This window comes from Nocardioides pini (assembly GCF_026712185.1).
In the GTDB taxonomy this organism is placed as follows: domain Bacteria; phylum Actinomycetota; class Actinomycetes; order Propionibacteriales; family Nocardioidaceae; genus Nocardioides; species Nocardioides pini.
This window is the reverse complement of sequence record NZ_JAPPUX010000002.1, coordinates 252,614-278,097: the sequence shown is the minus strand read 5'-3', so window position 1 is coordinate 278,097 and position 25,484 is coordinate 252,614. Positions and strand designations below refer to the sequence as shown.

Annotated in this window: 23 protein-coding genes; 16 read left to right on the top strand and 7 right to left on the bottom strand. The window is 71.8% G+C overall.

Going from position 1 to position 25,484, the window contains the following annotated elements; translation table 11 throughout:
* Nucleotides 1–10: 10 nt before the first annotated feature.
* Entirely contained in the window at nucleotides 11–673 is a 663-nt protein-coding gene (locus NYO98_RS07530; RefSeq protein ID WP_268110950.1) for a potassium channel family protein, read from the bottom strand.
* Nucleotides 674–728: 55 nt separating this feature from the next.
* On the opposite strand from NYO98_RS07530, the gene NYO98_RS07525 reads away from it, so the two are divergent.
* Genes NYO98_RS07525 through NYO98_RS07515 form a run of 3 tightly spaced genes read left to right on the top strand, consistent with a single transcriptional unit; the run spans nucleotide 729 to nucleotide 4,381 of the window.
* Nucleotides 729–2,774 (top strand): APC family permease, encoded by a 2,046-nt coding sequence (locus tag NYO98_RS07525; RefSeq protein WP_268110949.1) that lies wholly within the window; start codon nucleotides 729–731, stop codon nucleotides 2,772–2,774.
* Nucleotides 2,771–3,985, top strand: a complete 1,215-nt coding sequence (locus tag NYO98_RS07520) for a class I SAM-dependent RNA methyltransferase (protein ID WP_268110948.1) — start codon at nucleotides 2,771–2,773, stop codon at nucleotides 3,983–3,985. Before NYO98_RS07525 ends, NYO98_RS07520 begins: the two co-directional genes overlap by 4 nt.
* A 39-nt stretch (nucleotides 3,986–4,024) precedes the next feature.
* Nucleotides 4,025–4,381: a hypothetical protein gene (locus tag NYO98_RS07515; protein ID WP_268110947.1), complete on the top strand. Its 357-nt coding sequence runs from the start codon at nucleotides 4,025–4,027 to the stop codon at nucleotides 4,379–4,381.
* 6 nt (nucleotides 4,382–4,387) lie between these two features.
* Here NYO98_RS07515 and NYO98_RS07510 read toward each other — a convergent pair whose 3' ends face one another.
* Nucleotides 4,388–4,921, bottom strand: a complete 534-nt coding sequence (locus tag NYO98_RS07510) for an AAA family ATPase (RefSeq protein ID WP_268111436.1) — start codon at nucleotides 4,919–4,921, stop codon at nucleotides 4,388–4,390.
* 200 nt (nucleotides 4,922–5,121) lie between these two features.
* Between NYO98_RS07510 and NYO98_RS07505 the strand changes: the two genes are divergently transcribed.
* The 10 genes from NYO98_RS07505 to NYO98_RS07460 all read left to right on the top strand — a co-directional run bounded on the left by NYO98_RS07505 (nucleotide 5,122) and on the right by NYO98_RS07460 (nucleotide 15,638).
* Nucleotides 5,122–7,956, top strand: coding sequence for an aconitate hydratase (locus tag NYO98_RS07505; RefSeq protein WP_268110946.1), 2,835 nt, complete (start codon nucleotides 5,122–5,124; stop codon nucleotides 7,954–7,956).
* A 106-nt stretch (nucleotides 7,957–8,062) separates the two neighbouring features.
* Complete coding sequence (locus NYO98_RS07500) at nucleotides 8,063–8,773, top strand: DUF3105 domain-containing protein (RefSeq protein ID WP_268110945.1); 711 nt, start codon at nucleotides 8,063–8,065, stop codon at nucleotides 8,771–8,773.
* Nucleotides 8,774–8,966: 193 nt separating this feature from the next.
* Nucleotides 8,967–9,272: a thiamine-binding protein gene (locus NYO98_RS07495; RefSeq protein ID WP_268110943.1), complete on the top strand. Its 306-nt coding sequence runs from the start codon at nucleotides 8,967–8,969 to the stop codon at nucleotides 9,270–9,272.
* Complete coding sequence (locus tag NYO98_RS07490) at nucleotides 9,262–9,666, top strand: YjbQ family protein (RefSeq protein ID WP_268110942.1); 405 nt, start codon at nucleotides 9,262–9,264, stop codon at nucleotides 9,664–9,666. Before NYO98_RS07495 ends, NYO98_RS07490 begins: the two co-directional genes overlap by 11 nt.
* A gap of 2 nt (nucleotides 9,667–9,668) precedes the next feature.
* Complete coding sequence (locus tag NYO98_RS07485) at nucleotides 9,669–10,247, top strand: GNAT family N-acetyltransferase (RefSeq protein ID WP_268110941.1); 579 nt, start codon at nucleotides 9,669–9,671, stop codon at nucleotides 10,245–10,247.
* Between the two features lie 33 nt (nucleotides 10,248–10,280).
* Nucleotides 10,281–10,697: a hypothetical protein gene (locus NYO98_RS07480; protein WP_268110939.1), complete on the top strand. Its 417-nt coding sequence runs from the start codon at nucleotides 10,281–10,283 to the stop codon at nucleotides 10,695–10,697.
* Nucleotides 10,698–10,717: 20 nt separating this feature from the next.
* A complete protein-coding gene (locus tag NYO98_RS07475) occupies nucleotides 10,718–11,203 on the top strand; it encodes an NUDIX domain-containing protein (RefSeq protein WP_268110938.1) in 486 nt (161 codons plus the stop codon).
* Nucleotides 11,200–12,135, top strand: coding sequence for an SMP-30/gluconolactonase/LRE family protein (locus NYO98_RS07470; RefSeq protein ID WP_268110936.1), 936 nt, complete (start codon nucleotides 11,200–11,202; stop codon nucleotides 12,133–12,135). The genes NYO98_RS07475 and NYO98_RS07470 overlap by 4 nt, the downstream gene beginning before the upstream one ends.
* Before the next feature lie 16 nt (nucleotides 12,136–12,151).
* Nucleotides 12,152–14,056 (top strand): 1-deoxy-D-xylulose-5-phosphate synthase, encoded by a 1,905-nt coding sequence (gene dxs, locus NYO98_RS07465; protein ID WP_268110935.1) that lies wholly within the window; start codon nucleotides 12,152–12,154, stop codon nucleotides 14,054–14,056.
* Nucleotides 14,057–14,120: 64 nt separating this feature from the next.
* On the top strand, nucleotides 14,121–15,638 hold the full coding sequence (locus tag NYO98_RS07460; RefSeq protein WP_268110934.1) for an amino acid permease: 1,518 nt from the start codon (nucleotides 14,121–14,123) through the stop codon (nucleotides 15,636–15,638).
* A 179-nt stretch (nucleotides 15,639–15,817) separates the two neighbouring features.
* Here the strand turns inward: NYO98_RS07460 and NYO98_RS07455 are convergent, their stop codons facing one another.
* Nucleotides 15,818–17,890 carry a 3-hydroxyacyl-CoA dehydrogenase NAD-binding domain-containing protein gene (locus NYO98_RS07455; RefSeq protein ID WP_268110933.1) on the bottom strand — a complete coding sequence of 691 codons (2,073 nt, stop codon included), beginning with the start codon at nucleotides 17,888–17,890 and terminating at the stop codon, nucleotides 15,818–15,820.
* A complete protein-coding gene (locus NYO98_RS07450) occupies nucleotides 17,887–19,104 on the bottom strand; it encodes a thiolase family protein (protein ID WP_268110932.1) in 1,218 nt (405 codons plus the stop codon). Before NYO98_RS07450 ends, NYO98_RS07455 begins: the two co-directional genes overlap by 4 nt.
* 119 nt (nucleotides 19,105–19,223) lie before the next feature.
* Between NYO98_RS07450 and NYO98_RS07445 the strand changes: the two genes are divergently transcribed.
* Complete coding sequence (locus NYO98_RS07445; protein WP_268110931.1) at nucleotides 19,224–20,171, top strand: PAC2 family protein; 948 nt, start codon at nucleotides 19,224–19,226, stop codon at nucleotides 20,169–20,171.
* Nucleotides 20,171–21,037, top strand: coding sequence for an acyl-CoA thioesterase (locus NYO98_RS07440; protein ID WP_268110930.1), 867 nt, complete (start codon nucleotides 20,171–20,173; stop codon nucleotides 21,035–21,037). Before NYO98_RS07445 ends, NYO98_RS07440 begins: the two co-directional genes overlap by 1 nt.
* A gap of 18 nt (nucleotides 21,038–21,055) precedes the next feature.
* Here NYO98_RS07440 and NYO98_RS07435 read toward each other — a convergent pair whose 3' ends face one another.
* Together NYO98_RS07435 and NYO98_RS07430 are read right to left on the bottom strand one after the other, a co-directional pair.
* Entirely contained in the window at nucleotides 21,056–21,937 is an 882-nt protein-coding gene (locus NYO98_RS07435; RefSeq protein ID WP_268110929.1) for a MaoC/PaaZ C-terminal domain-containing protein, read from the bottom strand.
* Nucleotides 21,937–23,271 carry a 3-oxoacyl-ACP reductase gene (locus NYO98_RS07430; protein ID WP_268110928.1) on the bottom strand — a complete coding sequence of 445 codons (1,335 nt, stop codon included), beginning with the start codon at nucleotides 23,269–23,271 and terminating at the stop codon, nucleotides 21,937–21,939. Before NYO98_RS07430 ends, NYO98_RS07435 begins: the two co-directional genes overlap by 1 nt.
* Before the next feature lie 139 nt (nucleotides 23,272–23,410).
* On the opposite strand from NYO98_RS07430, the gene NYO98_RS07425 reads away from it, so the two are divergent.
* The gene (locus NYO98_RS07425) at nucleotides 23,411–24,691 is read left to right on the top strand and encodes an acetyl-CoA C-acetyltransferase (protein ID WP_268110927.1); all 1,281 of its coding nucleotides are present in this window, start codon (nucleotides 23,411–23,413) and stop codon (nucleotides 24,689–24,691) included.
* 40 nt (nucleotides 24,692–24,731) lie between these two features.
* On the opposite strand, the gene NYO98_RS07420 is transcribed toward NYO98_RS07425, so the two are convergent.
* A complete protein-coding gene (locus NYO98_RS07420; RefSeq protein WP_268110926.1) occupies nucleotides 24,732–25,343 on the bottom strand; it encodes a class I SAM-dependent methyltransferase in 612 nt (203 codons plus the stop codon).
* Nucleotides 25,344–25,484 lie beyond the last annotated feature (141 nt).

Sequence of the window (25,484 nt, the reverse complement as noted above, 5' to 3'; positions counted from 1 at the left end):
GTCAGTTCCTTCAGTCGTCGTCCGGCCCGGACTCGAGCACGGCGTAGGCGTGGGCGGCGTTCTCCTCGCGGATGACGATGTGCAGCATGTCGCCCTCCTGCAGGACCGTCTCGCGCGTGGGCAGCATGCCCTCGCCGAGCCGGTCGATCCAGGCGATCCGGCTGCGCGACTGCATCTGGAACTCCACGGTCCGGTTGCCGATCCAGGACTCCGGGACGGGGATGTGGTCGACGCGGATCGTGCCTGACGGGTCGCGGAAGTCGGGCTCGGCGCCGGCCGGCAGGATGCGACGCAGGATCTGGTCGGCGGTCCACTTCACCGTCGCCACCGTGGTGATGCCGAGGCGCTGGTAGACCTCGGCGCGACCGGGGTCGTAGATGCGGGCCACGACCTGCTGGAGGCCGAAGGTCTCCCGGGCCACCCGCGCCGCGATGATGTTGGAGTTGTCACCGCTCGAGACCGCGGCGAAGGCATCGGCGCGGCGGATCCCGGCCTTCTCCAGCACCTGCTGGTCGAAGCCGTAGCCCGTGACCTTGTCGCCGTTGAACTCCGGGCCGAGGCGCCGGAACGCATCGGGCTCGCTGTCGATGACGGACACGGTGTGGTTGCGGTCCTCGAGGCTACGGGCAAGCGTCGAACCGACGCGGCCACAACCCATGATCACGACGTGCACGCCCGAACCGTATCCCAGCGGGGATCCCGGCCGCTGCGGGTCTAGGCTCGCGCCCGTGAGTGTCAGTGACGTGTCCAAGCGGATCCTGCTGGGCCGCAAGCTCCGCAGCAGCCAGCTGGGGGAGACACTCCTCCCGAAGCGGATCGCGCTGCCGGTGTTCGCCAGCGACGCGCTGTCCTCGGTGGCGTACGCCCCGGACGAGATCTTCATCATGCTGGCAGTGGCGGGCGCCTCGACCTACGTCTGGTCCTGGAAGATCGGCATCGCCGTCGCTGTCGTGATGCTCACCGTGGTGGCCAGCTACCGCCAGACCGTGCACGCCTACCCCTCGGGTGGCGGCGACTACGAGGTCGCGACCGTCAACCTCGGCCGCAACGCCGGCGTGACGGTGGCGAGCGCCCTGCTCGTCGACTACGTGCTCACCGTGGCGGTGTCGATCTCGTCGGCCGCGCAGTACGCCGCCGGGGCGATCAACGGGCTGATCGGCCACGAGGCGACCGTCGCGGTCGTCGCGGTCGTCCTGCTGACGGCGATGAACCTGCGCGGGGTGCGGGAGTCCGGCTCGTTCTTCGCCGTGCCGACCTACCTCTTCATGGTCGCGATCCTCGGCATGTGCGCCTACGGGCTGATGCGTCTGCTCGCGGGCGACCTGCCCGAGGCGGAGAGCGCCCACCTCACCATCGTTCCCCAGCCCGGGTGGGGGGAGCCGCTCACCCAGATCGGCCTGATGTTCCTGCTGGCGCGGGCGTTCTCCTCCGGGTGTGCGGCGCTCACCGGCGTCGAGGCGATCAGCAACGGCGTGCCCGCCTTCCGCAAGCCCAAGAGCCGCAACGCGGCGTCCACGCTGCTGCTGCTCGGCCTGATCGCGATCTCGATGATGATGAGCGTCATCGTGCTGGCGAACCAGATGGCCATCAAGTACGTCGACCCGCACGAGCTCGACCGGTTGCGGACGGCGACCGGCGATGCGCTTCCCGAGGGCTACGAGCAGCACCCGGTGATCGCGCAGATCGCGGCCGGGGTGTTCGACCAGTTCCCGCCCGGCTTCTACTTCGTGCTCACCGTCACGGGCATCATCCTCGTGCTGGCGGCCAACACGGCGTTCAACGGCTTCCCGGTCCTCGGCTCGATCCTCGCCCAGGACGGCCTGGCGCCCCGCTCGCTCGGCTCGCGCGGCGACCGGCTCGCCTACAGCAACGGCATCGTGTTCCTGGCGGCCATGTCGATCCTGCTGATCTGGATCTTCGACGCCGAGACGACCAAGCTCATCCAGCTCTACATCGTCGGCGTCTTCGTCTCCTTCAACCTCAGCCAGCTCGGCATGATCCGCCACTGGACCCGCCACCTGCGCACGGAGCAGGACCCGGCCGTACGCCGGCGGATGATGCGCTCGCGGGCCATCAACACCTTCGGCCTCGGGATGACCGCGGTCGTCCTGGCGATCGTGCTGATGACCAAGTTCCTCGCCGGCGCGTGGATCACGATCCTGGCGATGGGCTTCTTCTTCCTCCTCATGCAGGCCATCGGACGCCACTACGCGCGCGTCGAGCTCGAGCTCGCGGCGGACGAGCAGGACAAGGTGATGCCGACCCGGGTCCACGCGATCGTGCTGGCGTCCAAGCTCCACAAGCCGACCCTCCGGGCCCTGGCGTTCGCCCGGGCGACCCGACCCAACGTCCTCGAGGCGATCTACGTCAGCATCGACGCCGGGGCGACGAGCCGGCTGCTGGAGGAGTGGGACGAGCGGCACCTCGACATCCCGCTCAAGGTGCTCCACTCGCCCTACCGCGAGGTCGTGCGCCCGATCGTGGAGTACACCCAGGAGATCCGCCGCGCCAGCCCGCGCGGCGTCGTCGCGGTCTACATCCCCGAGTACGTCGTCGGGCGCTGGTGGGAGCAGCTGCTCCACAACCAGACGGCGCTCCGGCTCAAGGGACGCCTGCTCTTCACCCCCGGTGTCATGGTCATCTCGGTGCCCTACCAGCTGCGGTCCTCGCAGATGGCCGAGGAGCGCCGCCGCGACGAGGTGCGGGTGCACGCGGGCGACCTGCGCCGTGGCCGCGTCGCCTCGCGCACCGACCGGCAGGTCGACGACAGGTGAGCCGCCACAACCGTCCCCGCCGGGCCCGCGGCCGGTCGCGGGTCGGGGAGCGCCACGAGGTCGAGGTCGGGCCCGTCGCCCACGGTGGGCACTGCGTCGCACGGCTCCCGGAGCCCGACGCCCGCGTCGTGTTCGTGCGCCACGCCCTGCCGGGGGAGCGGGTGGTCGTCGAGATCACCGAGGGCACCGACGGCGACCGGTTCTGGCGTGGTGACGCCGTCCGGGTCGACGCACCGTCCACCGACCGCGTCGAGGCGCCGTGCCCCTACGCCGGGCCGGGGCGGTGCGGCGGCTGCGACTTCCAGCACGTCGCGCTGCCCGCGCAGCGCGACCTCAAGACCGCCGTCGTGCGCGAGCAGCTGGTCCGCCTCGGCCGCCTCGACGCCGGGTCCGACCTCGTCACCGGGCTGCAGGTCGAGGCCGTGCCCCTCGCGGGGCGCGACGACGACGGGCTGCGGTGGCGCACCCGCCAGCGGTACGCCGTCCTGCCGGACGGCCGGCCGGCCATGCGGGCGCACCGCTCCCACGAGCTCGTCGCGGTCGACGACTGCCTGATCGCCGCCGAGGGCGCGCGCCCCGACGACGCCGCCGGCCAGCCGCCGGTCGAGGAGGGCGCCCCGCGCCCGTCACGGGACCCGGTCACCCACGACGTCGTCGTCGGCGACACGTCGTTCCCCTTCTCCGTCGCCGCCGACGGCTTCTGGCAGGTGCACCCCGAGGCGCCGCGCGTCCTGGTCGGGACGGTGCTCGACCTGCTCGACCCCAGGCCCGGCGAGCGCGCGCTCGACCTCTACGCCGGCGTGGGCCTCTTCGCACGCTTCGTCGGCGAGCGGACCGGGGCGCGGGTCGTGGCCGTCGAGGCCGACCGCTCGGCCTGCCAGCACGCCCGCGGGAACCTGTCCGCCCTGAAGGGCGCGGTCGTCGAGTGCGGTCCGACCGACCGGGTGCTGCGCTCGGGCCTCGACGAGCCCTTCGACCTCGTCGTCCTCGACCCGCCCCGGGAGGGCGCCAGGCGCGCCGTCGTGGAGCAGGTGGTCGACCGCCGCCCCCGTGCGGTGGCGTACGTCGCCTGCGACCCCGCCGCGCTCGGCCGGGACGTCGCGATCTTCGCCGAGCACGACTACGAGCTCACCGCGGTCCGCGCCTTCGACCTGTTCCCGATGACGCACCACGTCGAGTGCGTCGCGCTGCTGGAGCCCCGCCGCCGCTGAGTGCTTGCCACGCCCCGGACGCGGCGGGAGGCTGGCCCCATGGCCACGTACGACGTCAACCCGGCCGCCGTCGCCCACGCGCGCCGGCTGATCGACGCGCGGCAGTACGTCCTCGACAGCGACTGGGGCGAGGTGCAGCCGCGGGCGGACGCGGAGAACGCCTACCTCGAGCGCCACTCGTGGGACGACTACGGCGAGTGGCACCTCGGCCTCACCCAGGGGGCGAACGACGGGACGAAGGCGCGCTACGCGTTCGTCTACGGCGACCTCAGGCGGGTGCACCGGTCCGGTCTCATCGCGTGCGTCTACCGGGCGTCGGAGTGGCGGCACAAGGCCGTGGAGCTGGCCGCCCACGACCTGCTCCAACGCCTCGACCAGATGGCCGGGATCGACTGACGGCCGTCAGCGTCGGGCCGCCACCAGGTCCGACAGCGCGACGAGGGCCGCGTCGCACCCGGTCGCGTCGACCACGTCCCAGCCGTGCCGGCGGGCGAGGTCGAGCAGCTGGAGCCGCCCCTCGAGCACCAGGTCGTCGCCGCCGCGCTCCTCGATGATCCGCGCGACCACGTCCGTGACCGGGGTGCGTGTGCGGCCGTGGAGCCGGGGGAGGAGCACGTCCGGCGCGACGTCGAGCACCACGCCGACGTACGTCGCCCCTGCCGCCGCCGCGGCGGCCTCGAAGCGCTCGACCTGGGCGGGCGTGACGATGAGCTGGGGCAGCACCACGTCGCGGCCGGTGCCGAGGTAGGCGGTGAGCATGGCGAGCGCCGTGGCCCGCACCGCCTCGCCGGTCCCGACGAAGTCCTCCTCCCAGCCCGAGACCCAGGAGCGCAGCTCGTCGATGTCGCACACCAGCGTGCCCGGGTGGCGGGCGGCGTGCGCGCGGGCGAGCGTCGACTTGCCGACGCCCGAGGGACCGTTGAGGTGCAGGAGCATGGGCACCGCCGGAGCCTAGGGCCCGCAGGGGTGGGGACGCACCGACACGCGGCGACGTACGGTTGGTCCACCCCCTCGACATCGTGTATCTTGACGTCGAGACAAGTTGACGCCGGAACTAGGGTCGCCTGACTTCCCGCGCCTCCGGGTGCGACGGCAAGATGGAAGCGAACCCGCGAACTCCCGAGGAGATGTGGCTGATGGCCAGTCAGGACAGCTTCGGTGCCAAGGGCACCCTGGACGTGGACGGACAGTCCTACGAGATCTACCGACTCGACGCGGTCGAGGGTGAGGGGCTCGACGTCCAGAGCCTTCCCTTCTCGCTGAAGGTGCTGCTGGAGAACCTGCTCCGCACCGAGGACGGCGCAGACATCACCGCCGACCACATCAAGGCGATCGCCGGCTGGGACGCCAGCGCCACGCCCGACCAGGAGATCCAGTTCACGCCCGCCCGCGTGATCATGCAGGACTTCACCGGCGTCCCCTGCGTCGTCGACCTCGCCACCATGCGCGAGGCGATGGCCGAGCTCGGCGGCGACGCCACCAAGATCAACCCGCTCGCGCCCGCCGAGATGGTCATCGACCACTCGGTCATCGCCGACGTCTTCGGCTCCGCCGACGCCTTCGAGCGCAACGTCGAGATCGAGTACGAGCGCAACCGCGAGCGCTACCAGTTCCTGCGCTGGGGCCAGGGTGCCTTCGACGACTTCAAGGTCGTCCCCCCGGGCACCGGCATCGTCCACCAGGTCAACATCGAGCACCTCGCCCGCGTGGTCATGGTCCGCGACGGCGTGGCCTACCCCGACACCTGCGTCGGCACCGACTCCCACACCACGATGGTCAACGGCATCGGCGTGGTCGGCTGGGGCGTCGGTGGCATCGAGGCCGAGGCCGCGATGCTCGGCCAGCCGGTCTCGATGCTGATCCCGCGCGTGGTGGGCTTCAAGCTGTCCGGCGAGCTGCCCGAGGGCTCCACCGCCACCGACCTCGTGCTGACGATCACCGAGATGCTGCGTGAGCACGGCGTGGTCGGCAAGTTCGTCGAGTTCTACGGCGAGGGCGTCTCCGCGCTGCCCCTGGCCAACCGCGCCACCATCGGCAACATGAGCCCCGAGTTCGGCTCGACCATCGCCGTCTTCCCGATCGACGACCAGACCGTCGACTACCTGCGCATGACCGGCCGCTCGGAGGAGCAGCTCGCCCTCGTCGAGGCGTACGCCAAGGAGCAGGGCCTCTGGCACGACCCGAGCGCCGAGCCCCGCTACAGCGAGCGGCTCGAGCTCGACGTCTCCACCGTCGTGCCGTCGCTGGCCGGCCCGAAGCGTCCGCAGGACCGTGTCGAGGTCTCCGTGGCGAAGGACTCGTTCCGCGCCGCGCTGGTCGACTACGTCGACGAGGGTGACACCGACCCCGACGACGCCGCCGAGGCGACCGGCTACGACGAGGCCGTCGAGGAGTCCTTCCCCGCCTCCGACTCGCCGAGCCACGAGGGCGGCAACGGCAAGCCCGTGCACGCCGACGCCCCGCACGGCGCCGGTCGCGCGAGCAAGCCGACGACCGTGTCGCTCGACGGCCAGGAGGTCGAGATCGACCACGGCGCCGTCGTGATCGCCGCGATCACCTCGTGCACCAACACCTCCAACCCGAGCGTCATGATCGGCGCCGCACTGCTGGCCAAGAACGCCGTCGAGAAGGGCCTGACCCGCAAGCCGTGGGTCAAGACCTCCCTCGCGCCGGGCTCCAAGGTCGTCTCCGACTACTACGACCGCGCCGGTCTCACGCCCTACCTCGACAAGCTCGGCTTCAACCTCGTCGGCTACGGGTGCACCACCTGCATCGGCAACTCCGGCCCGCTCATCCCCGAGGTGTCGGCCGCCGTCAACGAGGCCGACCTCGCGGTCGTCTCGGTGCTGTCGGGCAACCGCAACTTCGAGGGCCGGATCAACCCCGACGTGAAGATGAACTACCTCGCGTCCCCGCCGCTGGTCGTGGCCTACGCCCTCGCCGGGTCGATGGACGTCGACCTCTTCGGCGACCCGCTGGGGCAGGACACCGACGGCAACGACGTCTACCTCAAGGACATCTGGCCGAGCCCGCGGGAGGTCGAGGAGACGATCGCCCAGGCGATCACCTCCGACATGTTCGGCTCCTCCTACGCCGACGTCTTCAAGGGCGACGAGCGCTGGCAGTCGCTCCCCACCCCGGAGGGCAACACCTTCGCGTGGGACGCCGAGTCCACCTACGTCCGCCGTCCTCCGTACTTCGACGGCATGCCGCAGGAGCCGGAGCCGGTCTCCGACATCGTCGGCGCCCGCGTCCTGCTCAAGCTCGGCGACTCGGTCACGACCGACCACATCAGCCCGGCCGGCGCCATCAAGAAGGACAGCCCCGCCGGGACGTACCTCGCCGAGCACGGCGTCGAGCAGCGTGACTTCAACTCCTACGGCTCGCGCCGAGGCAACCACGAGGTCATGATCCGCGGCACCTTCGCCAACATCCGCCTGCGCAACCAGATCGCGCCCGGCACCGAGGGCGGCGTGACGAAGGACTTCACCAAGGACGGAGAGGTCACCAGCGTCTACGAGGCCAGCCAGAGCTACCAGGAGGCCGGCATCCCGCTCGTCGTCCTGGCCGGCAAGGAGTACGGCTCCGGCTCCTCGCGCGACTGGGCCGCCAAGGGCACCGCGCTGCTGGGCGTGAAGGCCGTCATCGCCGAGTCCTACGAGCGGATCCACCGCTCCAACCTGATCGGCATGGGCGTCATCCCGCTGCAGTTCCCCGAGGGCAAGACCGCGGACGACCTGGGCCTCACCGGTGCCGAGGTCATCTCGATCAGCGGCATCACCGAGCTCAACGACGGCACGACGCCGAAGACCGTCACGGTCAAGGTCGAGCCCGCGCCCGGCACCGACCAGGCGCACGGCGAGGCCAGCGAGTTCGAGGCCACCGTCCGCATCGACACCCCGGGCGAGGCCAACTACTACCGCAACGGCGGGATCATGCAGTACGTCCTGCGCAACCTGCTGCGCGGCTGACCTCGGCAGCCGGCACGAACCACGACGCGGCCGCGTCCAGGGCGACCTGGGCGCGGCCGCTGCCGTCCGTGCGCGCAGCGTTGTGCTGACTGGCTAGCCTGACGCGGTGAGCGACGCCGACACCCCGCCCGGTCCTGCGCGGCAGGGGGATCCCGGGCCCGTCGTCGACGGTCCGCCCGAGGCGTCGTACGACCTGCCGGAGGCGGCGTACGCACCCGTCGAGGAGCAGCGGCCTCGGCGCAGCCTGCCGCTGGTGCTGGCGGCCGTCGCGTCGGCCCTCGTGCTCGGCGCAGCGTTGGTCGCGCCGCTCGTCGACCGCGCCATCAGGGGCGACGAACGGGCCCAGCGGGCGCTCGACCTGACCCTCGTCGAGACCTGGGAGATCACCGACCGCGCGCACACCATGGACGACGTCACCTATCCCCAGGACCCGCCGGCCGGCGGTGCGCACGCGCCGGTCTGGCTGGCGTGCGGGGTCTACGACGAGCCGGTCCGCGACGAGAACGCCGTCCACGACCTCGAGCACGGCACCGTGTGGATCACCCACGACCCGGACCTGTCCGACGCCGACCGGGCTGTCCTCGCCGACCAGCTGCCCGACAACGGCATCATGTCGCCGCGCGAGGACCTGCCCTCGCCCGTCGTGGTCACCGTCTGGGGCGCGCAGCTGCGGCTCGACGGCGCCGACGACCGGCGGCTCGGTCTCTTCCTCGAGGAGTACGGCGACGGCCACACCGCCCCGGAGTTCGGGGTCAGCTGCCGGGGCGGCACGCCGTCACCGCACGGCTCGCTTCCGGAGCAGGGCACCGACGCCTGATCGGCCCCTTCTCGTGCGCCCGGTCCGTCCCGGAAACCCACAACGTGGAAGATCCGAGCCACCAGGTGACCCGGATCTTCCACGTTGTGCGCGCGATCCCCGGATATCCGGGGATCGCGCCGCCGAGGGCCGTCAGCGCGCCAGGAAGTCCAGGCCGGGACACGCCGGCCGCCGCGTGCCCTAGCGTGGCGGCATGATCGTCGCCTTCTCCCTGTCACCGATGTCCAGCGACCCGACCGGCTCGGTCACCGACGCGGTCGCGGCCGCCGTCCGGGTGGTCCGCGAGTCCGGGCTCCCGCACGAGACGAACGCGATGTTCACCAACATCGAGGGGGAGTGGGACGAGGTGATGGGCGTGGTCAAGCGGGCCGTCGACGCGGTCTCGGCGGTGTCGCCCCGGGTCGGGCTGGTGCTCAAGGCCGACATCCGCCCCGGCTACGACGGCCAGCTGACCGCGAAGGTCGAGCGCATCGAGGAGGCGCTGCGCGATGCACAGTGAGACCCGCACCTACCGCACCGGCAGCGAGGAGGTCGTCCTCGACCTCACGCAGGACGCCGTCGAGTTCGTGGCCGACCGGGGCGACGGGCTGCTCCAGGTGTTCGTGCCGCACGCGACCGCCGGCATCGCGGTCATCGAGACCGGCGCCGGGTCCGACGACGACCTGCTGGCGTCGCTGCGAGACCTGCTCCCGCTGGACGACCGGTGGCGCCACCGGCACGGCTCGCCGGGCCACGGGCGCTCGCACGTGATGCCCGCGATCGTGCCGCCGCACTGCACGGTGCCCGTGCTGGGCGGGCGTCTCGCGCTCGGCACCTGGCAGAGCATCTGCCTGGTCGACCTCAACGTCGACAACGACGAGCGCCAGGTGCGCTGGTCCTTCCTGGAGGGTTGACCGTGGACGTCGTGATCCGCGAGGCCGGTGACGTCGACACCCCGGCGGTGGAGGCGCTGGTCGAGGCCGCCTTCGGTGACCAGGGTGCGTCGGTCAACGACGTGATGGCGCGCCTGCGCGGCGTCGAGGACATGGCGGTCGAGCTCGTCGCTGAGTCGGACGGCGAGGTCGTCGGCTGCGTCGCCCTCTCGCGCGCCTGGCTCGACGCCCGGGAGCGTCTGGTCGACGTCCTGGTGCTGAGTCCGCTCGCGGTATCGCCCGGCCGTCAGCGGCAGGGGATCGGCGGTCGCCTGCTCGCGGAGGTGCCCCGGGTGGCCGAGGGGCTGGGGTCGCCCCTGGTCTTCCTCGAGGGCGCGCCCGACTACTACGGCCGCCACGGCTGGAGCGCCGCGTCGGACCACGGTCTCGAGCGCCCGTCCCTCCGCATCCCCGATCCCGCCTGCCAGGTGCTCCTGCTGGGTGGGCACGAGCAGTGGATGACCGGTCGCCTGGTCTACCCCGACGTCTGGTGGCGCCTCGACCTCGTCGGCCTGCGCGATCCCGATCTCGCCGAGATCGAGGAGGCACTGCGCTCGACGTGAGCGGATCGAACAGGCGTTCGATACACTCGAGGCGTGTTCCCCGCACCCCAGCCCCGCCGGCGGCCGACCCCGCCGCCGGGGCACGCCGGCGTCGCACCACCGGGCTGGCCGCGGCAGGTGCGACCCCCCGACGCACCCGACTGGGAGGTCACGGCGGCCAGCTGGCTCCTCGACCTCTGCCCGCCCGACTACCGCCGCTTCCCCGGGCTGCGGCGGCACGTGGTGGTCCTGGCCCGCTTCGCGGTGCTGCACGTCGAGGCCCAGCAGCTGGCCACGCGCCGCGGCCTGAGCGAGATCCGCGGCGACCTCAAGGACGTGGCCGACGAGGCGGTCGTCCTCGCGGCCGTCCAGACCTTCCAGCTCGAGGACGCCCGGCTGCTCGGCGTACGCCGCGAGGTGGGCCTGGTCGAGGACGCGCTGCGCGGGCGTCGCTACCGGGTGCGGATGTGAGGTCTGGCTAGGGTCGCCGGATGCATCGATCCGCGCCCGACGCCACCCACGGCGATCGCGACCCCGGCACCGACCCGCGGCGCTTCGCCGGCGTCATCCTCGTCGACCCTCGCGGGTGGATCCTGCTGCAGGAGCGCGACGAGTTCCCGCGCATCGACCCGGAGAAGTGGGGGCTCGCCGGCGGCCACGTCGATCCCGGCGAGGACTTCGAGCCCGCGGCGCACCGCGAGCTCGAGGAGGAGACCGGCGTGCGCCTGGCGTCCGGCGGCCTGCAGCTCTTCCGGGAGTTCGTGGTCGACCACCGCGAGGCCTACGGGTCCTGGGACGTCATGCAGGTCTTCGTGGCCGCCACCGACCTGACCGACGCCGACATCGACTGCCGCGAGGGGCGGCAGATCGTCTTCGTCGACCCGGCGCTCGCGCGTGGCCTCGACCTCAGCGCGGCGGCCGCCGAGATCGTGCCGGCCTTCCTCGACAGTGACCTCTACGCCAGCATGGCGCCATGAGCGACCGCGCGCTGACCGTGCACCCCGTCCCGTCGATGGGCGCGGAGGACGTGCTCGTCACCCCCGACGGCACCGTCTGGACCGGCACCGAGGACGGGGCGATCTGGGCGCTCGACCCGGCCAGCGGCAGCACGCGGCGCGTCGCCGACACCGGCGGTCGCCCGCTGGGCATCGAGCTGCTGCCGGACGGCGACCTGGTCGTCTGCGACGCGCGCCGTGGCCTGCTGCGGGTGTCTCCCGGCACGGGCGCCGTCGAGGTGCTCGTCGGCGAGGTCGGCGGCGAGCCGATGAGGTTCTGCAACAACGCCGCGGTCGCCGCCGACGGCACCGTGTGGTTCAGCGACTCCTCGCTGCACCACGGCGTCGACCGCTGGAAGGACGACTTCGTCCGGCACACCCGCACGGGCCGGCTCCTGCGCCGCGACCCCGACGGTTCCGTCGAGGTGGTGCTCTCCCGGCTGGCGTTCGCCAACGGGGTCGCCCTCGCGGCCGACGAGTCGTACGTCGCCGTGGCCGAGTGCCGCGGTCGCACCGTCGTACGCCTCTGGCTGACCGGCCCGCGCGCGGGGGAGCGCGACCACCTCGTGACGGACCTCCCGGGCTACCCCGACAACATCAGCCGGGGCAGCGACGGGCTGATCTGGGTGACGATCGCGAGCCCGGTGGACGGCCTCGTCGAGCGGCTCGGCACGGCGCCGATGCTCCTGCGCAAGGCGGTCACGCGGATCCCCGAGGCGCTGCAGCCCAAGCCCGCGCAGACGATCCGGGTGCAGGCCTACGACGACGACGGGCGGCTCGTGCACGACCTCGACCTGCCACGCCCCGACCGCGGTCCCGGCTACCACATGGTCACCGGTGTCCGTGAGCACGACGGCCGGGTCTGGCTGGGCAGCCTGCACGAGCCGGCGGTGGCGGTCGTCGACCGCCCATGAAATAGACTCTCGCCCCATGGCTCTCCTCGACTCGATCGCATCCCCGCGCGACCTCCGCGGGCTGTCCGCGGAGCAGCTCGACGAGCTCGCCGCCGAGATCCGCGACGTGATGATCCGCACCGTCGCGACGAACTCGGGACACCTCGGCCCCAACCTCGGCGTCGTGGAGCTGACGCTGGCCATCCACCGGGTCTTCGACTCCCCGCGCGACCGGGTCGTCTTCGACACCGGTCACCAGTCCTATGTCCACAAGCTCGTCACCGGCCGCCACGCCGACTTCGCCACCCTGCGCAAGGAGGGTGGCATCAGCGGCTACCCGAGCCAGGCCGAGTCCGAGCACGACATCGTCGAGAACTCGCACGCCTCCACCGCCCTGTCCTACGCCGACGGGCTGGCCAAGGCCTACGCCATCCGGGGCGAGGACCGGCACGTCGTCGCGGTGATCGGCGACGGCGCCCTCACCGGCGGCATGGCGTGGGAGGCCCTCAACAACATCGCGATCGCGAAGAGGAGCCGCCTGGTCATCGTCGTCAACGACAACGAGCGGTCCTACACCCCGACCATCGGTGGGCTCGCCACGGCGCTCACCTCGCTGCGCACCAACCCGCGCTACGAGCAGGTCCTCGACCTGGTCAAGAAGCGGCTCAACGCGGTGCCCGGTGTCGGGCACGCCGCCTATGACGCCCTCCACGCGGTCAAGAAGGGCATGAAGGACGCCCTCGCCCCGCAGGGGCTGTTCGAGGACCTCGGCCTCAAGTACGTCGGCCCGGTGGACGGCCACGACCGCGCCGCGATGGAGCAGGCGCTGGCCAACGCCAAGCGCTTCGACGGCCCCGTCATCGTCCACGCGCTCACGCGCAAGGGCCAGGGCTACGACCCCGCCCTGCGGCACGAGGCCGACCAGTTCCACGCGCCCGGGCCGTTCGACGTCCAGACCGGCGCGGAGAAGCCCAAGGGCAAGATCTGGACCGACCACTTCTCCGAGGCCATCGTGGGCCTCGGCGCCCGCCGCGAGGACGTCGTCGCCATCACGGCGGCGATGATGCACCCCGTCGGCCTCGACGTGTTCGCCGAGAAGTACCCCGAGCGCACCTTCGACGTCGGCATCGCCGAGCAGCACGCCGTCACCTCGGCCGCGGGGCTCGCGATGGGCGGCCTCCACCCCGTCTTCGCGGTCTACGCGACCTTCCTCAACCGCGCCTTCGACCAGGTCCTGATGGACGTCGCGCTGCACAAGTGTGGCGTCACCTTCGTGCTGGACCGCTCCGGCGTCACCGGTGACGACGGCGCGAGCCACAACGGCATGTGGGACATGTCGATCCTCCAGGTCGTCCCCGGCCTGCGGCTGGCCGCGCCCCGTGACGTCACGCGGCTGCACGAGCTGCTCGACGAGGCCGTCCAGGTCGACGACGCGCCGACCGTGGTCCGCTTCCCCAAGGGACCCCCGCCCGAGGACGTGCCGGCCATCGACCGCGTCGGCGGCGCCGACGTGCTCGTCCGCTCCGGTGACCGCGACGTGCTGGTCGTCGCGGTCGGGTCGATGGCGACCACGGCGGTCGAGGTCGCGTCGCGGCTGACGGACCAGGGCATCGGCGTCACCGTCGTGGACCCGCGCTGGGTCAAGCCGGTCGACCCCGCCCTGATCGACCTCGCCCGCGAGCACCGGCTCGTGGTCAGCGTCGAGGACAACGGGCGCGTCGGCGGCTGCGGGGCGACCCTCCTGCAGGCGCTCAACGACGCGGGCGTGCGGACGCCGTTCCGGCTGCACGGCATCCCGCAGGAGTTCCTCGACCACGCCAAGCGCGACGTGATCCTGGCGCGCATCGGTCTCGACGCGCAGACGCTCGCGCGGTCGATCGTCGAGGACGTCACCGCCCTCGACCGCGGGCTCACCGTGGTCGAGGTCGACCACACCGCCTGACCGTCGGTGGGACGCGTCGCGACATGACTCGACGGTAGGGACTCGGCGGTCCTAGGTTGCTGGGATGAGTCTCTTCCGGACCAAGTCAGTCGAGCAGTCGATCGCCGAGACCGAGGAGCCCGAGCACCGCCTCAAGAAGAACCTGGGTGCGCTCGACCTCACGATCTTCGGCGTCGGCGTCATCATCGGTGCCGGCATCTTCGTCTACACCGGCCTGGTCGCCGCGACCAACGCCGGGCCGGCGATCTCGGTGTCGTTCCTCATCGCCGGGCTGGCCTGCGCGCTCGCGGCCCTCTGCTACGCCGAGTTCGCCTCGACCGTGCCGGTCGCCGGCAGCGCCTACACGTTCTCGTACGCCACCTTCGGCGAGCTGATCGCCTGGATCATCGGCTGGGACCTGGTGCTGGAGTTCACGGTCGGCGCCTCGGCGCTGGCCGTCGGCTTCTCCGGCTACCTCCAGTCCCTGCTGGACGGAACACCGCTGGAGATCCCGGCGTCGTTGGCCTCCGCCAGCGACGGCGTGGTCAACCTCCCGGCGATCGTGATCACCCTGGTGTGCGCCGCGGTCCTGATCGGCGGCATCAAGCTCTCCAGCCGGGTCAACCAGATCGTCGTGGCGATCAAGCTGAGCGTCGTCGCCCTGGTGATCATCGTGGGTGTCGCGCACGTCAAGACGGCCAACTACACCCCCTTCATCCCGCCGAGCGAGCCCTCCTCCGGCGCGGACGCCTCCGTCTGGAAGACGCCGCTGATCACTTCCATCTTCGGTCTCGAGCCGGCGGTCTTCGGGATCGCCGGGGTGATCGCCGGCGCCGCGATCGTGTTCTTCGCGTTCATCGGCTTCGACGTCGTGGCGACCACCGCCGAGGAGACCAAGAACCCCCAGCGCAACGTCCCGATCGGGGTGCTGGGCTCGCTCGCCATCGTGACGGTCCTCTACGTCGCGGTCTCCCTCGTGATCACCGGCATGCAGTCCTACCGCGACATCGACCCCGACGACGCGGCACCCCTGGCGACGGCGTTCGAGAACATCGGGTTGCACTGGATCTCGGACCTGATCGCGATCGGGGCCACCATCGGGCTGACCGTCGTCGTGCTGATCCTGATGATGGGGCAGACGCGGGTCGCGTTCGCGATGGCCCGCGACGGGCTCCTGCCCGTCGGCCTGGCGAAGGTCCACCCGACGTTCGGGACGCCCTACCGCATCACCGCGTTCACCGCGATCATGGTCTCGCTGCTGTCCGGCTTCGTGCCGTTCGAGACCCTGGGCGACCTGGTCAGCATCGGCACGCTGTTCGCCTTCATGCTCGTCAGCGTGGGCGTGCTGGTCCTGCGCAGGACGCGCCCGGACCTGCACCGCGCCTTCCGCGTGCCGGGGATCTACGTCGTCGCCACCGCGTCGGTGCTGCTGTGCGGCTACCTGATGCTCAACCTCATCGCCGAGACCTGGTTCCGCTTCCTGGTCTGGATGGCCATCGGGCTGGTCGTATACTTCGCCTACGGCCGCTCCCACAGCCGGCTCGGCCGGGGCGAGATGGCGGGCACCCGGACGGCCGACGCCACCTCGGACCCCCACGCCTGAGCGCCGCGCCCGGCGTACGCCACCGAGCGGTGCGTGAGCCACGTCCTGGAGCCCGAGAACGTGGCTCACTCACCGCCCATCGGCGTGTCGGCGCGTGACACGCCGAGGGGCGGTGCCCCAGCCACGTCCCGGAGACCCGGAAGGTGGCTGGCGCACCGCCCCGTGGCGAGCGCAGACGATCAGTGGAACCGCTTGCCGGTCGCCTTCTCGGAGATGCCCGCGACGTCGAGCAGGAAGGTCAGCCCGCCGTTCCAGAACGAGAACCCGGCGCCGGTGATCATCGCCAGGTCGATGTCCTGCGGCGCGGCGACGACACCCTCGTCGAGCATCAGTCGCGCCTCCTCGGCCAGGCCGGACAGCGTCCGCTCCCGCACCTCCTCGGGCGTCAGCACGACCGGGTGCTCGGGCTTCTCGAGCAGCTCCTCGACCTCGGGGTCGAGGCGGCCGTCGGGGCCGTAGTAGGCACCCTTCTTCGCCGCGACGATCCGCTCGAGGGCGGGGGAGACGTAGAAGCGGTCGGGGAACGCACCCTTCAGCGTCTCGTTGTTGTGCAGCGCGATCGCCGGTCCGACGAGCGAGAGCAGCACGAACGGAGGCATCGGCGCGATGCCCGCGAAGGCGCTGTCGGCGACGCCGACGGAGGTGCCCTCGTCGACGATGCGGCCGACCTCGCTCATGAAGCGGCCGAGCAGCCGGTTGACGATGAACGACGGGCTGTCCTTGACCAGGATCGTCGTCTTCTTCAGCGACTTGCCGGTCGCGAACGCCGTGGCCAGCGTGGCGTCGTCGGTGGCCTCGCCCTTCACGATCTCCAGCAGCGGCATCACCGCGACCGGGTTGAAGAAGTGGAAGCCCACGACCCGCTCGGGGTGCTCGAGGTCGGCGGCCATCTCGGTGATCGACAGCGAGGAGGTGTTGGTCGCCAGGACGCACTCGGCGCTCACGACCTTCTCCACGTCGGCGAAGACGGTCTTCTTGACCGCCATCTCCTCGAAGACCGCCTCGATGACGAAGTCGGCGTCGCCGAAGGCGACCTGCTTGTCGGTCTCGCACGACACCAGGGCCTTGTGGCGGTTGGCCTTGTCCTGGTTGATCCGGCCCTTGGCGAGCAGCTTGTCGATCTCGGCGTGGACGTAGGCGACGCCCTTGTCGGCGCGCTCCTGGTCGAGGTCGGTCAGCACGACCGGCACCTCGAGGCGTCGGACGAACAGCAGCGCGAGCTGGCTGGCCATCAGGCCGGCACCCACGATGCCCACCTTGGTCACCGGACGGGCGAGGGACTTGTCGGGTGCGCCGGCGGGTCGCTTGGCCCGCTTCTGCACGAGGTCGAAGGAGTAGAGCGAGGCGAGCAGCTCGGCGGTCTGCGACATCGCCTCGAGGGCGTCGTCCTCCGCCGCGAAGCCGGTGTCGCGGTCGCTGTCGCGTGCAGCGGCGATGAGCTCGACGGCCTTCGCGGCAGCGGGGGAGCCGCCACCGGTCTTGGCTGCGACGATGCCCTTCGCCCGCTCGATCGCCGCGTCCCACGCCTCGCCGCGGTCGACCTCGGGGCGCTCGACGGTGGTCTCGCCGCGCAGCACCGAGGCGGCCCAGAGCAGCGACTGCTCGAGGAAGTCGGCGCCGTTGAACACCGCGTCGGCCAGCCCGAAGTCGTACGCCGCCTGCCCGCCGAGCGTCTTGCCCTGGTTGAGCGGGTTCTCGATGATCAGCGTCACCGCCTTGTCGGCACCGACGAGGTTGGGCACCAGCCAGGCGCCGCCCCAGCCGGGGACGAGACCGAGCATGACCTCGGGCAGGCCGAGGGCCGGCGCGGAGTCCATGACGGTGCGGTAGGTGCAGTGCAGCGCCACCTCGAGGCCGCCGCCGAGCGCGAGGCCGTTGATGAACCCGAACGACGGCTTGCCGCCGTCCTGCAGCTTGCGGAAGACCGCGTGCCCGAGCTCGGCCACGGTGCGTACGGCGTCGGGGCCGCCGCCCTGGATGGCGGTCAGGTCGGCGCCGGCGGCCAGGATGAACGGCTTGCCGGTGACCGCGACCGCGTCGATGGTGTCGTCGGCCAGGGCCGCGTCGATCGCGGTGTTCAGCGCCAGCAGCGAGGCGGGGCCGAAGGTGTTGGGCTTGGTGTGGTCCTCGCCGTTGTCGAGGGTGATCAGGCCGATGGTCGCGCCCGGGAGGGCGACGGTCCGCAGGTGCGCCTGGGTGACGCGCTCGGCGTCGGAGACGATCGCCTGTGCGCGCTCGAAGATGGTGCTCACTTGGTGTCTCCCGTCGAGTCGGTGCGGCCGGTCCAGTGCGGGTTCTCCCAGATGACGGTGCCGCCCATGCCGATGCCGATGCACATGGTGGTGAGGCCGTAGCGGACCTCGGGGCGCTCCTCGAACTGGCGCGCCAGCTGGTTCATCAGGCGCACGCCGGACGAGGCCAGCGGGTGGCCCATCGCGATCGCGCCGCCGTAGGGGTTGACCCGCGGGTCGTCGTCGGCGATGCCGTAGTGCTCGAGGAAGGCGAGCACCTGCACGGCGAAGGCCTCGTTGACCTCGAAGGCGTCGATGTCGTCGATGGTGAGGCCGGCGAGCCGGAGGGCCTTCTCGGTGGCCGGGATGGGGCCGGCGCCCATCACCTCGGGCTCGACCCCGACGAAGGCGTAGGTGACCAGGCGCATCTTGACCGGCAGGCCGAGCTCGCGTGCGGTCTCCTCGTCGGCGAGCAGCGCGGCGGTGGCGCCGTCGTTGATGCCTGCGGCGTTGCCGGCGGTCACGTTGCCGTGCGAGCGGAACGGCGTCTTGAGCCCGGCCAGCGACTCCAGCGTGGTCTCGGGGCGCATCGGCTCGTCGTGGGTGGCCAGGCCCCAGCCGGCCTCGGCCGAGCGGGTGGCGACCGGCACGAGGTCGGGCTGGATCTTGCCTGCGTCGTAGGCGGCCTTCGTCTTCTGCTGGCTGCGGACGGCGTACGCGTCGACGCGCTGCTTGGTGATCGTGGGGTAGCGGTCGTGGAGGTTCTCCGCGGTCTTGCCCATGACGAGCGCGTCGGGGTTGACGATGCGCTCGGACAGGATGCGCGGGTTCGGGTCGACGCCCTCGCCCATCGGGTGGCGGCCCATGTGCTCGACGCCACCGGCGATGGCGACGTCGTACGCCCCGAAGGCGATGCCGGACGCGGTGTTGGTCACCGCGGTCATCGCGCCGGCGCACATGCGGTCGATCGAGTAGCCGGGCACGCTCTGCGGGAGGCCCGCGAGCAGGGCGGCGGTGCGGCCGATCGTGAGGCCCTGGTCGCCGATCTGGGTGGTGGCGGCGATGGCCACCTCGTCGACCCGCTCGGGCGGGAGGGACGGGTTGCGGCGGAGCAGCTCGCGGATGCTCTTGATGACGAGGTCGTCGGCGCGCGTCTCGGCGTACTGGCCCTTGGCCTTGCCGAACGGGGTGCGCACGCCGTCGACGAAGACGACCTCACGCTGTGGTCGGGACACTGGCTACTCCCAGGCTACGAGGGGGACAGGGTGCGCCCACGTTACCCCTGAGTAACAATGCCTGCCCACCAGGGCGGGTGTGTGTCGGATCACGGACCGCGAGTCACTAGGCTGGCGGCATGGCCGACCGACTCGTGCACATCGTCGACGACGCCGAGGTGCTCGCCGACGCCGGTGACCTCACCCTCGTCGTCGTCCTGACCGGGTTCCTCGACGCGGGCAAGTCCGCGGAGCTGGCCGCGCGGCACCTCTCCGACCTCTCGGACGGCAAGGTGGTGGCCACCTTCGACGTCGACGCGCTCCACGACTACCGCGCCCGCAGGCCTCCGGTCACCTTCGTGCGGGACCACTACATCGACTACGAGGCACCCCGGCTGGTCGTCCGCGCGCTGCGCGACACCGGCGGTACGCCGTTCCTGCTGCTCGCCGGCCCCGAGCCCGACATCAAGTGGGAGGCCTTCGCCCGCGCCGTCCGCGAGGTCGTCGAGCGCTTCGGCGTGGACCGGGTCGTCAGCCTGGGCGCCGTGCCGATGGCCGTGCCCCACACCCGGCCGATCGCCATCACCCCCCACGCCAACCGCCCGGACCTCGTCCCCGGCGAGAGCCCCTGGCAGGGCGAGCTGCGCGTCCCGGCCAGCGCGCAGGCGCTGCTGGAGATCCGGCTGGGGGAGTGGGGCATCGACGCCCTGGGCTTCGTCGCCCACATCCCGCACTACCTGGCCCAGATGGAGTACCCCCAGGCCGCGCTCGTGCTGCTCGAGCACCTCGAGATCGGGGGTCACCTCACCATCGACCTCGGCGAGCTCCGGGAGGCCGCCGAGATCACCGAGAACGAGGTGGACCGCTACCTGTCGACCCACGACGAGGTCGGCGACGTCGTCCGCGGGCTCGAGCAGCAGTACGACTCCTTCCGCGAGGCCGAGGCGGCCGGCACGTCGTTGCTGGCCGGCGACGGTCCGCTCCCGACGGGCGAGGAGATCGGCCGCGACTTCGAGGCGTTCCTCGCCGACCTCGACGACCGGTCCAAGGACGACGGCGACGACGCCGGCGGCTGGGACGGCCGCTGATGGCGGGGAGCGCCGACGAGCTGGCGAACCTGCTGGACCTCGAGCGGCTGGAGGTCGACCTCTACCGCGGCGCCCAGGCGCGCACCGAGCGCCAGCGGGTCTTCGGCGGGCAGGTGGCCGCGCAGGCGGTCGTCGCCGCGACCCGCAGCGTCGAGAGCCAGTTCGTGCTGCACTCGCTGCACTCCTACTTCCTGCGCCCGGGTGACACGACCGTGCCCATCGTCTACGACGTCGAACGCATCCGCGACGGACGCTCGTTCGTGACCCGGCGCGTGTCGGCGCGCCAGCACGGCCGGCCGATCTACTACATGACCGCCAACTTCCAGATCCCCGAGCCCGGGCTCGAGCACCAGGACCGGATGCCGGAGGTGCCCGGCCCCGAGCAGGGGATGCCGCTGGTCGAGCTCGCCCGCTCGCGCGGCCCCGAGGCCGCCGAGCACTGGGAGCGGGAGTGGGCGGCGCTCGACATCCGGCACGTCGGGATCACCGGTCAGGGACTGCCGGAGGACCCCGAGCACTCTGCTCGAGCCCGGCTCTGGATCAAGGTCGACGGCGACCTCGCCGCCGACCCCACGGTCCAGCAGGCGGCGTTCACGTACGCCAGCGACCTGACCCTGCTGGGCGCCGCGCTGGTGCCGCACGGCATCCACATCGCCTCCCCGCGCCTCCAGCCCGCCTCGCTCGACCACACGATCTGGTTCCACCGGCCGTTCCGCGCCGACGAGTGGTGGCTCTACGACCAGTTCTCGCCGTTCGCCGGCGGCGCCCGCGGGCTCGCCCTGGCCCGGGTGTTCTCGCAGTCGGGCGAGCTCGTCGCGACCGTCGCCCAGGAGGGTCTGATCCGCCTCCGCGACGACCGCTCGTAGCCTCCGGTCCGCGCTGCCTCAGGCCGGTGTCGTACGACCGAGCAGGTGCGGCGAGCCGTCCTTCGGGTTGGTCATCGCGAAGCTCCAGCCGGCGTCACCCTGCTGCGCGGCGTAGCGGACGGTCCCCGGCAGCAGGACCGGCTTCTTGAAGGCCACCTCGACGGTGACGGCGTCCGGGAGCCGGTTCTCGATCGCGGCGACCGAGCGCGCGAGCGTCCACATGCCGTGGGCGATCTGGCGCGGGAAGCCCAGCGCCTTCGCGGTCAGCGGGTGGAGGTGGATCGGGTTCGCGTCGCCGGACACCGCGGCGTAGGTGCGCCCGAGGTCGGCGGGCAGGCGCCACTCGACGCCGCCCGTGGGCGGGTCCGGCACCTCCAGGCCGGGCGCCTGGTCGCCGGCGACCGAGCGACCGCGGCGCAGGTAGGTCGACGTGGACTCCCACGCCGTCTCGCCGGCGGCGGACACCGTGGTGGTGAAGTCGAGCAGGACGCCCCTGGCGTGCGGACGCGGCGGGGCGACCGAGGTGGTGACGTCGAGCGTCTCACCGATCCCGACGGCACGGTGCGCCGTGATCACGTTCTCGACGTGGACCATCCCGATCGCGGCGTAAGGGAACGCAGGATCGCTCATCACCGCCATGTGGAGCGGGAACGCCAGCAGGTGCGGGAACGGCACGGGCACGACGTCGCGCCGCGGGAAGCCGCACACGGCGGCGTACGCCTCGACGCGGGCGCGCTCGACGACCACGCCCTCGCGGGTGAAGGCCAGACCGCGGAAGTCGCCCGCCGAGCCCTTCCGGATCCCCGGCAGCCGGTTGACGCCCGGCACCGCCGGCAGCGCGGCCCGGAGCAGCGTCGTCAGTCCGCCGGGCTCGCCCCGGAGCGTCCTCGGTGCCGTCATCAGGCGCCCAGCATCATCTGGCCGCACACACGGACGACGTTGCCGTTGACTGCGCCCGACCCGGGGCTGGCGAACCACGCGACCGCCTCGGCGACGTCGACGGGCAGGCCGCCCTGCGCCATCGCGTTGAGTCGCTGGCCGACCTCGCGGGTCGCGAACGGCACGGCCGCGGTCATCTTCGTGATGATGAAACCGGGCGCGACGGCGTTGACGGTGATCCCGTCGGCGAGCTCGTCGCGCAGGCTGTCGACGAGGCCGATGACGCCGGCCTTGGAGGTCGCGTAGTTGGTCTGGCCGACGTTGCCGGCGATGCCGGACGTCGAGGAGACGCCGATGACCCGACCGCCGGAGTTGAGCACCCCGGCGTTGAGCAGCTCGCGGGTGATCAGCTCGGGCGCGGTGAGGTTGACGGCGATGACGCTGCTCCAGCGGTCGTCGGTCATGTTGGCGAGCCTCTTGTCGCGGGTGATGCCGGCGTTGTGGACCACGACGTCGACGCCGCCGTGGTGCTCGCGCAGGTGGTGGGCGATGCGCTGCGGGGCGTCCTTGGCGGTGATGTCGAGCACAAGGTGGTCGCCGTCGAGCTCGGCCATCAGCGTCTGCAGCTCGCTGGCCGCCTGCGGCACGTCGAGGCCGACCACGCTGGCGCCGTCGCGGTGCAGGACCCGGGCGATCTCCTCGCCGATCCCGCGGCTGGCGCCGGTCACGAGGGCGACCTTGCCGGCCAGGGGGCGGGTCCAGTCGGCGACCTCGTCGGTGGTCACGGCGCCGTGGGCTCCGATGCGGACGACCTGGCCCGAGACGTAGGCCGACTTGGGGGAGAGGAGGAAGGCGAGGGTGGAGGCGATGGCGCCGTCGGCGGCAGGTGCGACGTACACGAGCTGGACGGTGCCGCCGCGGCCGATCTCCTTGCCGAGGGATCGCGTGAAGCCCTCGAGCGCGCGCTGGGCGACCCGCTCGGACCCGGTGCGCTGCTCCGGCGGCGTGCCGATGACGACCACGCGCGGGCAGGACTCGAGCCGGCGCAGGAGCGGGGTGAAGAACTGCTGCAGGGCGACGAGTCCGGCCGTGTCGGTGATGCCGGTGGCGTCGAGGACAAGGGCCTTGGCGCGCGCACCCTCCTCCAGCGTGGTGGCCGAGGGGACGCCGAGCCCGTCCAGGGTCGTCGGGAGGGTCTCGGCCAGGCGGCCGTCACCACCGAGCACCACGAGCCCGTCCACCAGCGGCGAGCCGTCGGACCAGCGCTCGAGGCGCACGGGGCTGGGCAGGCCGAGGTTCTTGACCAGCAGCTTGCCGATCGGGGTGGACACGAAGCCCTGGTAGCGGTCGCTCATGGTCGCGGTGTTCCCTCTTCGTCGATGGGGACGGGACGGTCTGGTCGATGTGTAACGCGTGCTGTAACTCCGAGTCCACTTTTCGTGACGTGGCCCTCAGGCCGTTGGCCGGGGGCGACTCTCCCGCAAGGATAGGAACATGCAGCCCACCACCCGTCCCGTCGCCGTCGTCGGCGGCAACCGCATCCCCTTCGCCCGGTCCAACACCGTCTACGCCGGCGTCTCCAACCAGGAGATGCTGACCGCCGCGATCGACGGGCTCGTCGACCGTTTCGACCTCCGGGGTGAGCGGCTCGGCGAGGTCGTGGCCGGTGCGGTGCTCAAGCACTCGCGCGACTTCAACCTGACCCGCGAGTGCGTGCTGGGCTCGCGGCTCGCGCCCGAGACCCCGGCGACCGACATCCAGCAGGCCTGCGGCACCGGACTGCAGGCGGCGATCCAGGTGGCGAACAAGATCGCGCTCGGCGTCGTCGACGCCGGCGTCGCGGGTGGCACGGACACCACGTCCGACGCGCCCGTCGCGATCAGCGACAAGCTCCGCAGGAAGCTGATGAAGGTCAACTCCGCCAAGGACACCGCCTCCCGGCTCAAGGCGCTCGGCGCCATCCGTCCTGGCGACATCGGCCTCGACATCCCGCAGAACGGCGAGCCGCGCACCAGGCTCTCGATGGGCGAGCACGCGGCGCTGACCGCGCTGGAGTGGCGGATCACCCGCGAGGCGCAGGACGAGCTGGCCGCTCGCTCGCACCACAACCTCGGCCGCTCCTACGAGGAGGGCTTCCACGACGACCTGGTCACGCCGTTCCGCGGCGTCGAGCGGGACAACAACCTGCGCCCCGACTCGACGATCGAGAAGCTCGCCACCCTGAAGCCGGTCTTCGGCAAGGGCTCGGCCGCGACCATGACGGCCGGCAACAGCACGCCGCTGTCCGACGGCGCGTCCGCGGTGCTGCTGTCGAGCGACGAGTGGGCGCAGGAGCGGGGCCTGCCCGTGCTGGCACACCTCGTCGACGCCGAGACCGCGGCGGTCGACTACGTCAACGGCCACGAGGGCCTGCTGATGGCGCCGGCGTACGCCGTCCCGCGGATGCTGGAGCGCAACGGACTGACGCTGCAGGACTTCGACTACTACGAGATCCACGAGGCCTTCGCCTCGCAGGTGCTGTCCACGCTCGCGGCCTGGGAGGACCCGGTGTTCTGCAAGGAGCGCCTCGGCCTCGACGCCCCGCTCGGGTCGATCGACCGCGACAGGCTCAACGTCAACGGGTCGTCGCTCGCGGCCGCCCACCCGTTCGCCGCGACCGGTGGCCGGATCATCCCCGTCGCCGCCAAGCTGCTCGCCCAGAAGGGCTCGGGTCGCGCGTTGATCTCGATCTGCGCCGCCGGCGGCCAGGGCGTCGTCGCGATCCTGGAGCGCTGAGCGGGCACGTCCTCGCGCTGGCTCTGGTCAAAGGCTCTGGTCAGGTGCGGGTCAGCCGGAACCACTCGCCGGTCCGGCTGTCCGATGCCCGGGCCGGTGCGCCCGCGTCGGTCGAGCCCACACCCGAGACGGCGGTCACGGTCCAACCGCGGTAGGCCCGCTCGATGTCGTGGCGGACGACCTGCTTCGGTCGTACGGGAAAGGCCCGGGGCCCGCCCGTGCGCATCAGGATGGTGGCGTCCGGCGCCGCGAGCTCGGTGACCCCACCCGCCACGAGCGTGCGACCCGCGTCGTCGAGGCTCTGGAAGCAGCCGACGTCGAGGACGAGGTCGAAGTTGCTGCCGACACCGGAGTGCACGAGGTGCCGCACGTCGCCGATGACGAAGCGGGCGTCGTCCAGCCCGTTGCGGCGCACGGCGACGTCGACGGCCTGACGCACGTTGTCGACGCCCATGGCGTCCCAGCCGCGATCCACCAGCAGCTTGGTGTTCGCGCCGCGGCCGCAGCCCAGGTCGATCGCGTGCCACACGCGGTCGGGCCGGATCGCCTCCTCGTGGGCGAGGAGGTGCTCGAGGGTGGGCCGGTCCTGTCGGCTCGCCTTCTCCCACGGGATGATCCCGGCGCGGTATGCGGTGGCGTAGCCGATGCTCATGTGGAGTTCCTGACCTGCGTGAGCGGAAAGTACCGCTCGCTTCGAGCGTACTCCTGCTCCGGCTCCGGACCCGGCCGGCTGCTAGGGTCGCCTGCGATCGACATCCTTTAACGAGCCGTCCCGTGAGGCGGAGAAGGAGGT

Bases quoted from the DNA above. Each gene is read 5' to 3' on its own strand.
- NYO98_RS07420 (WP_268110926.1), bottom strand. From the start codon at position 25,343: ATGAGCATCGGCTACGCCACCGCATACCGCGCCGGGATCATCCCGTGG.
- NYO98_RS07430 (WP_268110928.1), bottom strand. From the start codon at position 23,271: ATGAGCGACCGCTACCAGGGCTTCGTGTCCACCCCGATCGGCAAGCTG.
- NYO98_RS07505 (WP_268110946.1), top strand. From the start codon at position 5,122: ATGGCCAGTCAGGACAGCTTCGGTGCCAAGGGCACCCTGGACGTGGAC.
- NYO98_RS07445 (WP_268110931.1), top strand. From the start codon at position 19,224: ATGGCCGACCGACTCGTGCACATCGTCGACGACGCCGAGGTGCTCGCC.
- NYO98_RS07515 (WP_268110947.1), top strand. From the start codon at position 4,025: ATGGCCACGTACGACGTCAACCCGGCCGCCGTCGCCCACGCGCGCCGG.
- NYO98_RS07490 (WP_268110942.1), top strand. From the start codon at position 9,262: ATGCACAGTGAGACCCGCACCTACCGCACCGGCAGCGAGGAGGTCGTC.
- NYO98_RS07475 (WP_268110938.1), top strand. From the start codon at position 10,718: ATGCATCGATCCGCGCCCGACGCCACCCACGGCGATCGCGACCCCGGC.
- NYO98_RS07470 (WP_268110936.1), top strand. From the start codon at position 11,200: ATGAGCGACCGCGCGCTGACCGTGCACCCCGTCCCGTCGATGGGCGCG.
- NYO98_RS07435 (WP_268110929.1), bottom strand. From the start codon at position 21,937: ATGACGGCACCGAGGACGCTCCGGGGCGAGCCCGGCGGACTGACGACG.
- NYO98_RS07440 (WP_268110930.1), top strand. From the start codon at position 20,171: ATGGCGGGGAGCGCCGACGAGCTGGCGAACCTGCTGGACCTCGAGCGG.
- dxs (WP_268110935.1), top strand. From the start codon at position 12,152: ATGGCTCTCCTCGACTCGATCGCATCCCCGCGCGACCTCCGCGGGCTG.
- NYO98_RS07425 (WP_268110927.1), top strand. From the start codon at position 23,411: ATGCAGCCCACCACCCGTCCCGTCGCCGTCGTCGGCGGCAACCGCATC.
- NYO98_RS07460 (WP_268110934.1), top strand. From the start codon at position 14,121: ATGAGTCTCTTCCGGACCAAGTCAGTCGAGCAGTCGATCGCCGAGACC.
- NYO98_RS07510 (WP_268111436.1), bottom strand. From the start codon at position 4,921: ATGCTCCTGCACCTCAACGGTCCCTCGGGCGTCGGCAAGTCGACGCTC.
- NYO98_RS07495 (WP_268110943.1), top strand. From the start codon at position 8,967: ATGATCGTCGCCTTCTCCCTGTCACCGATGTCCAGCGACCCGACCGGC.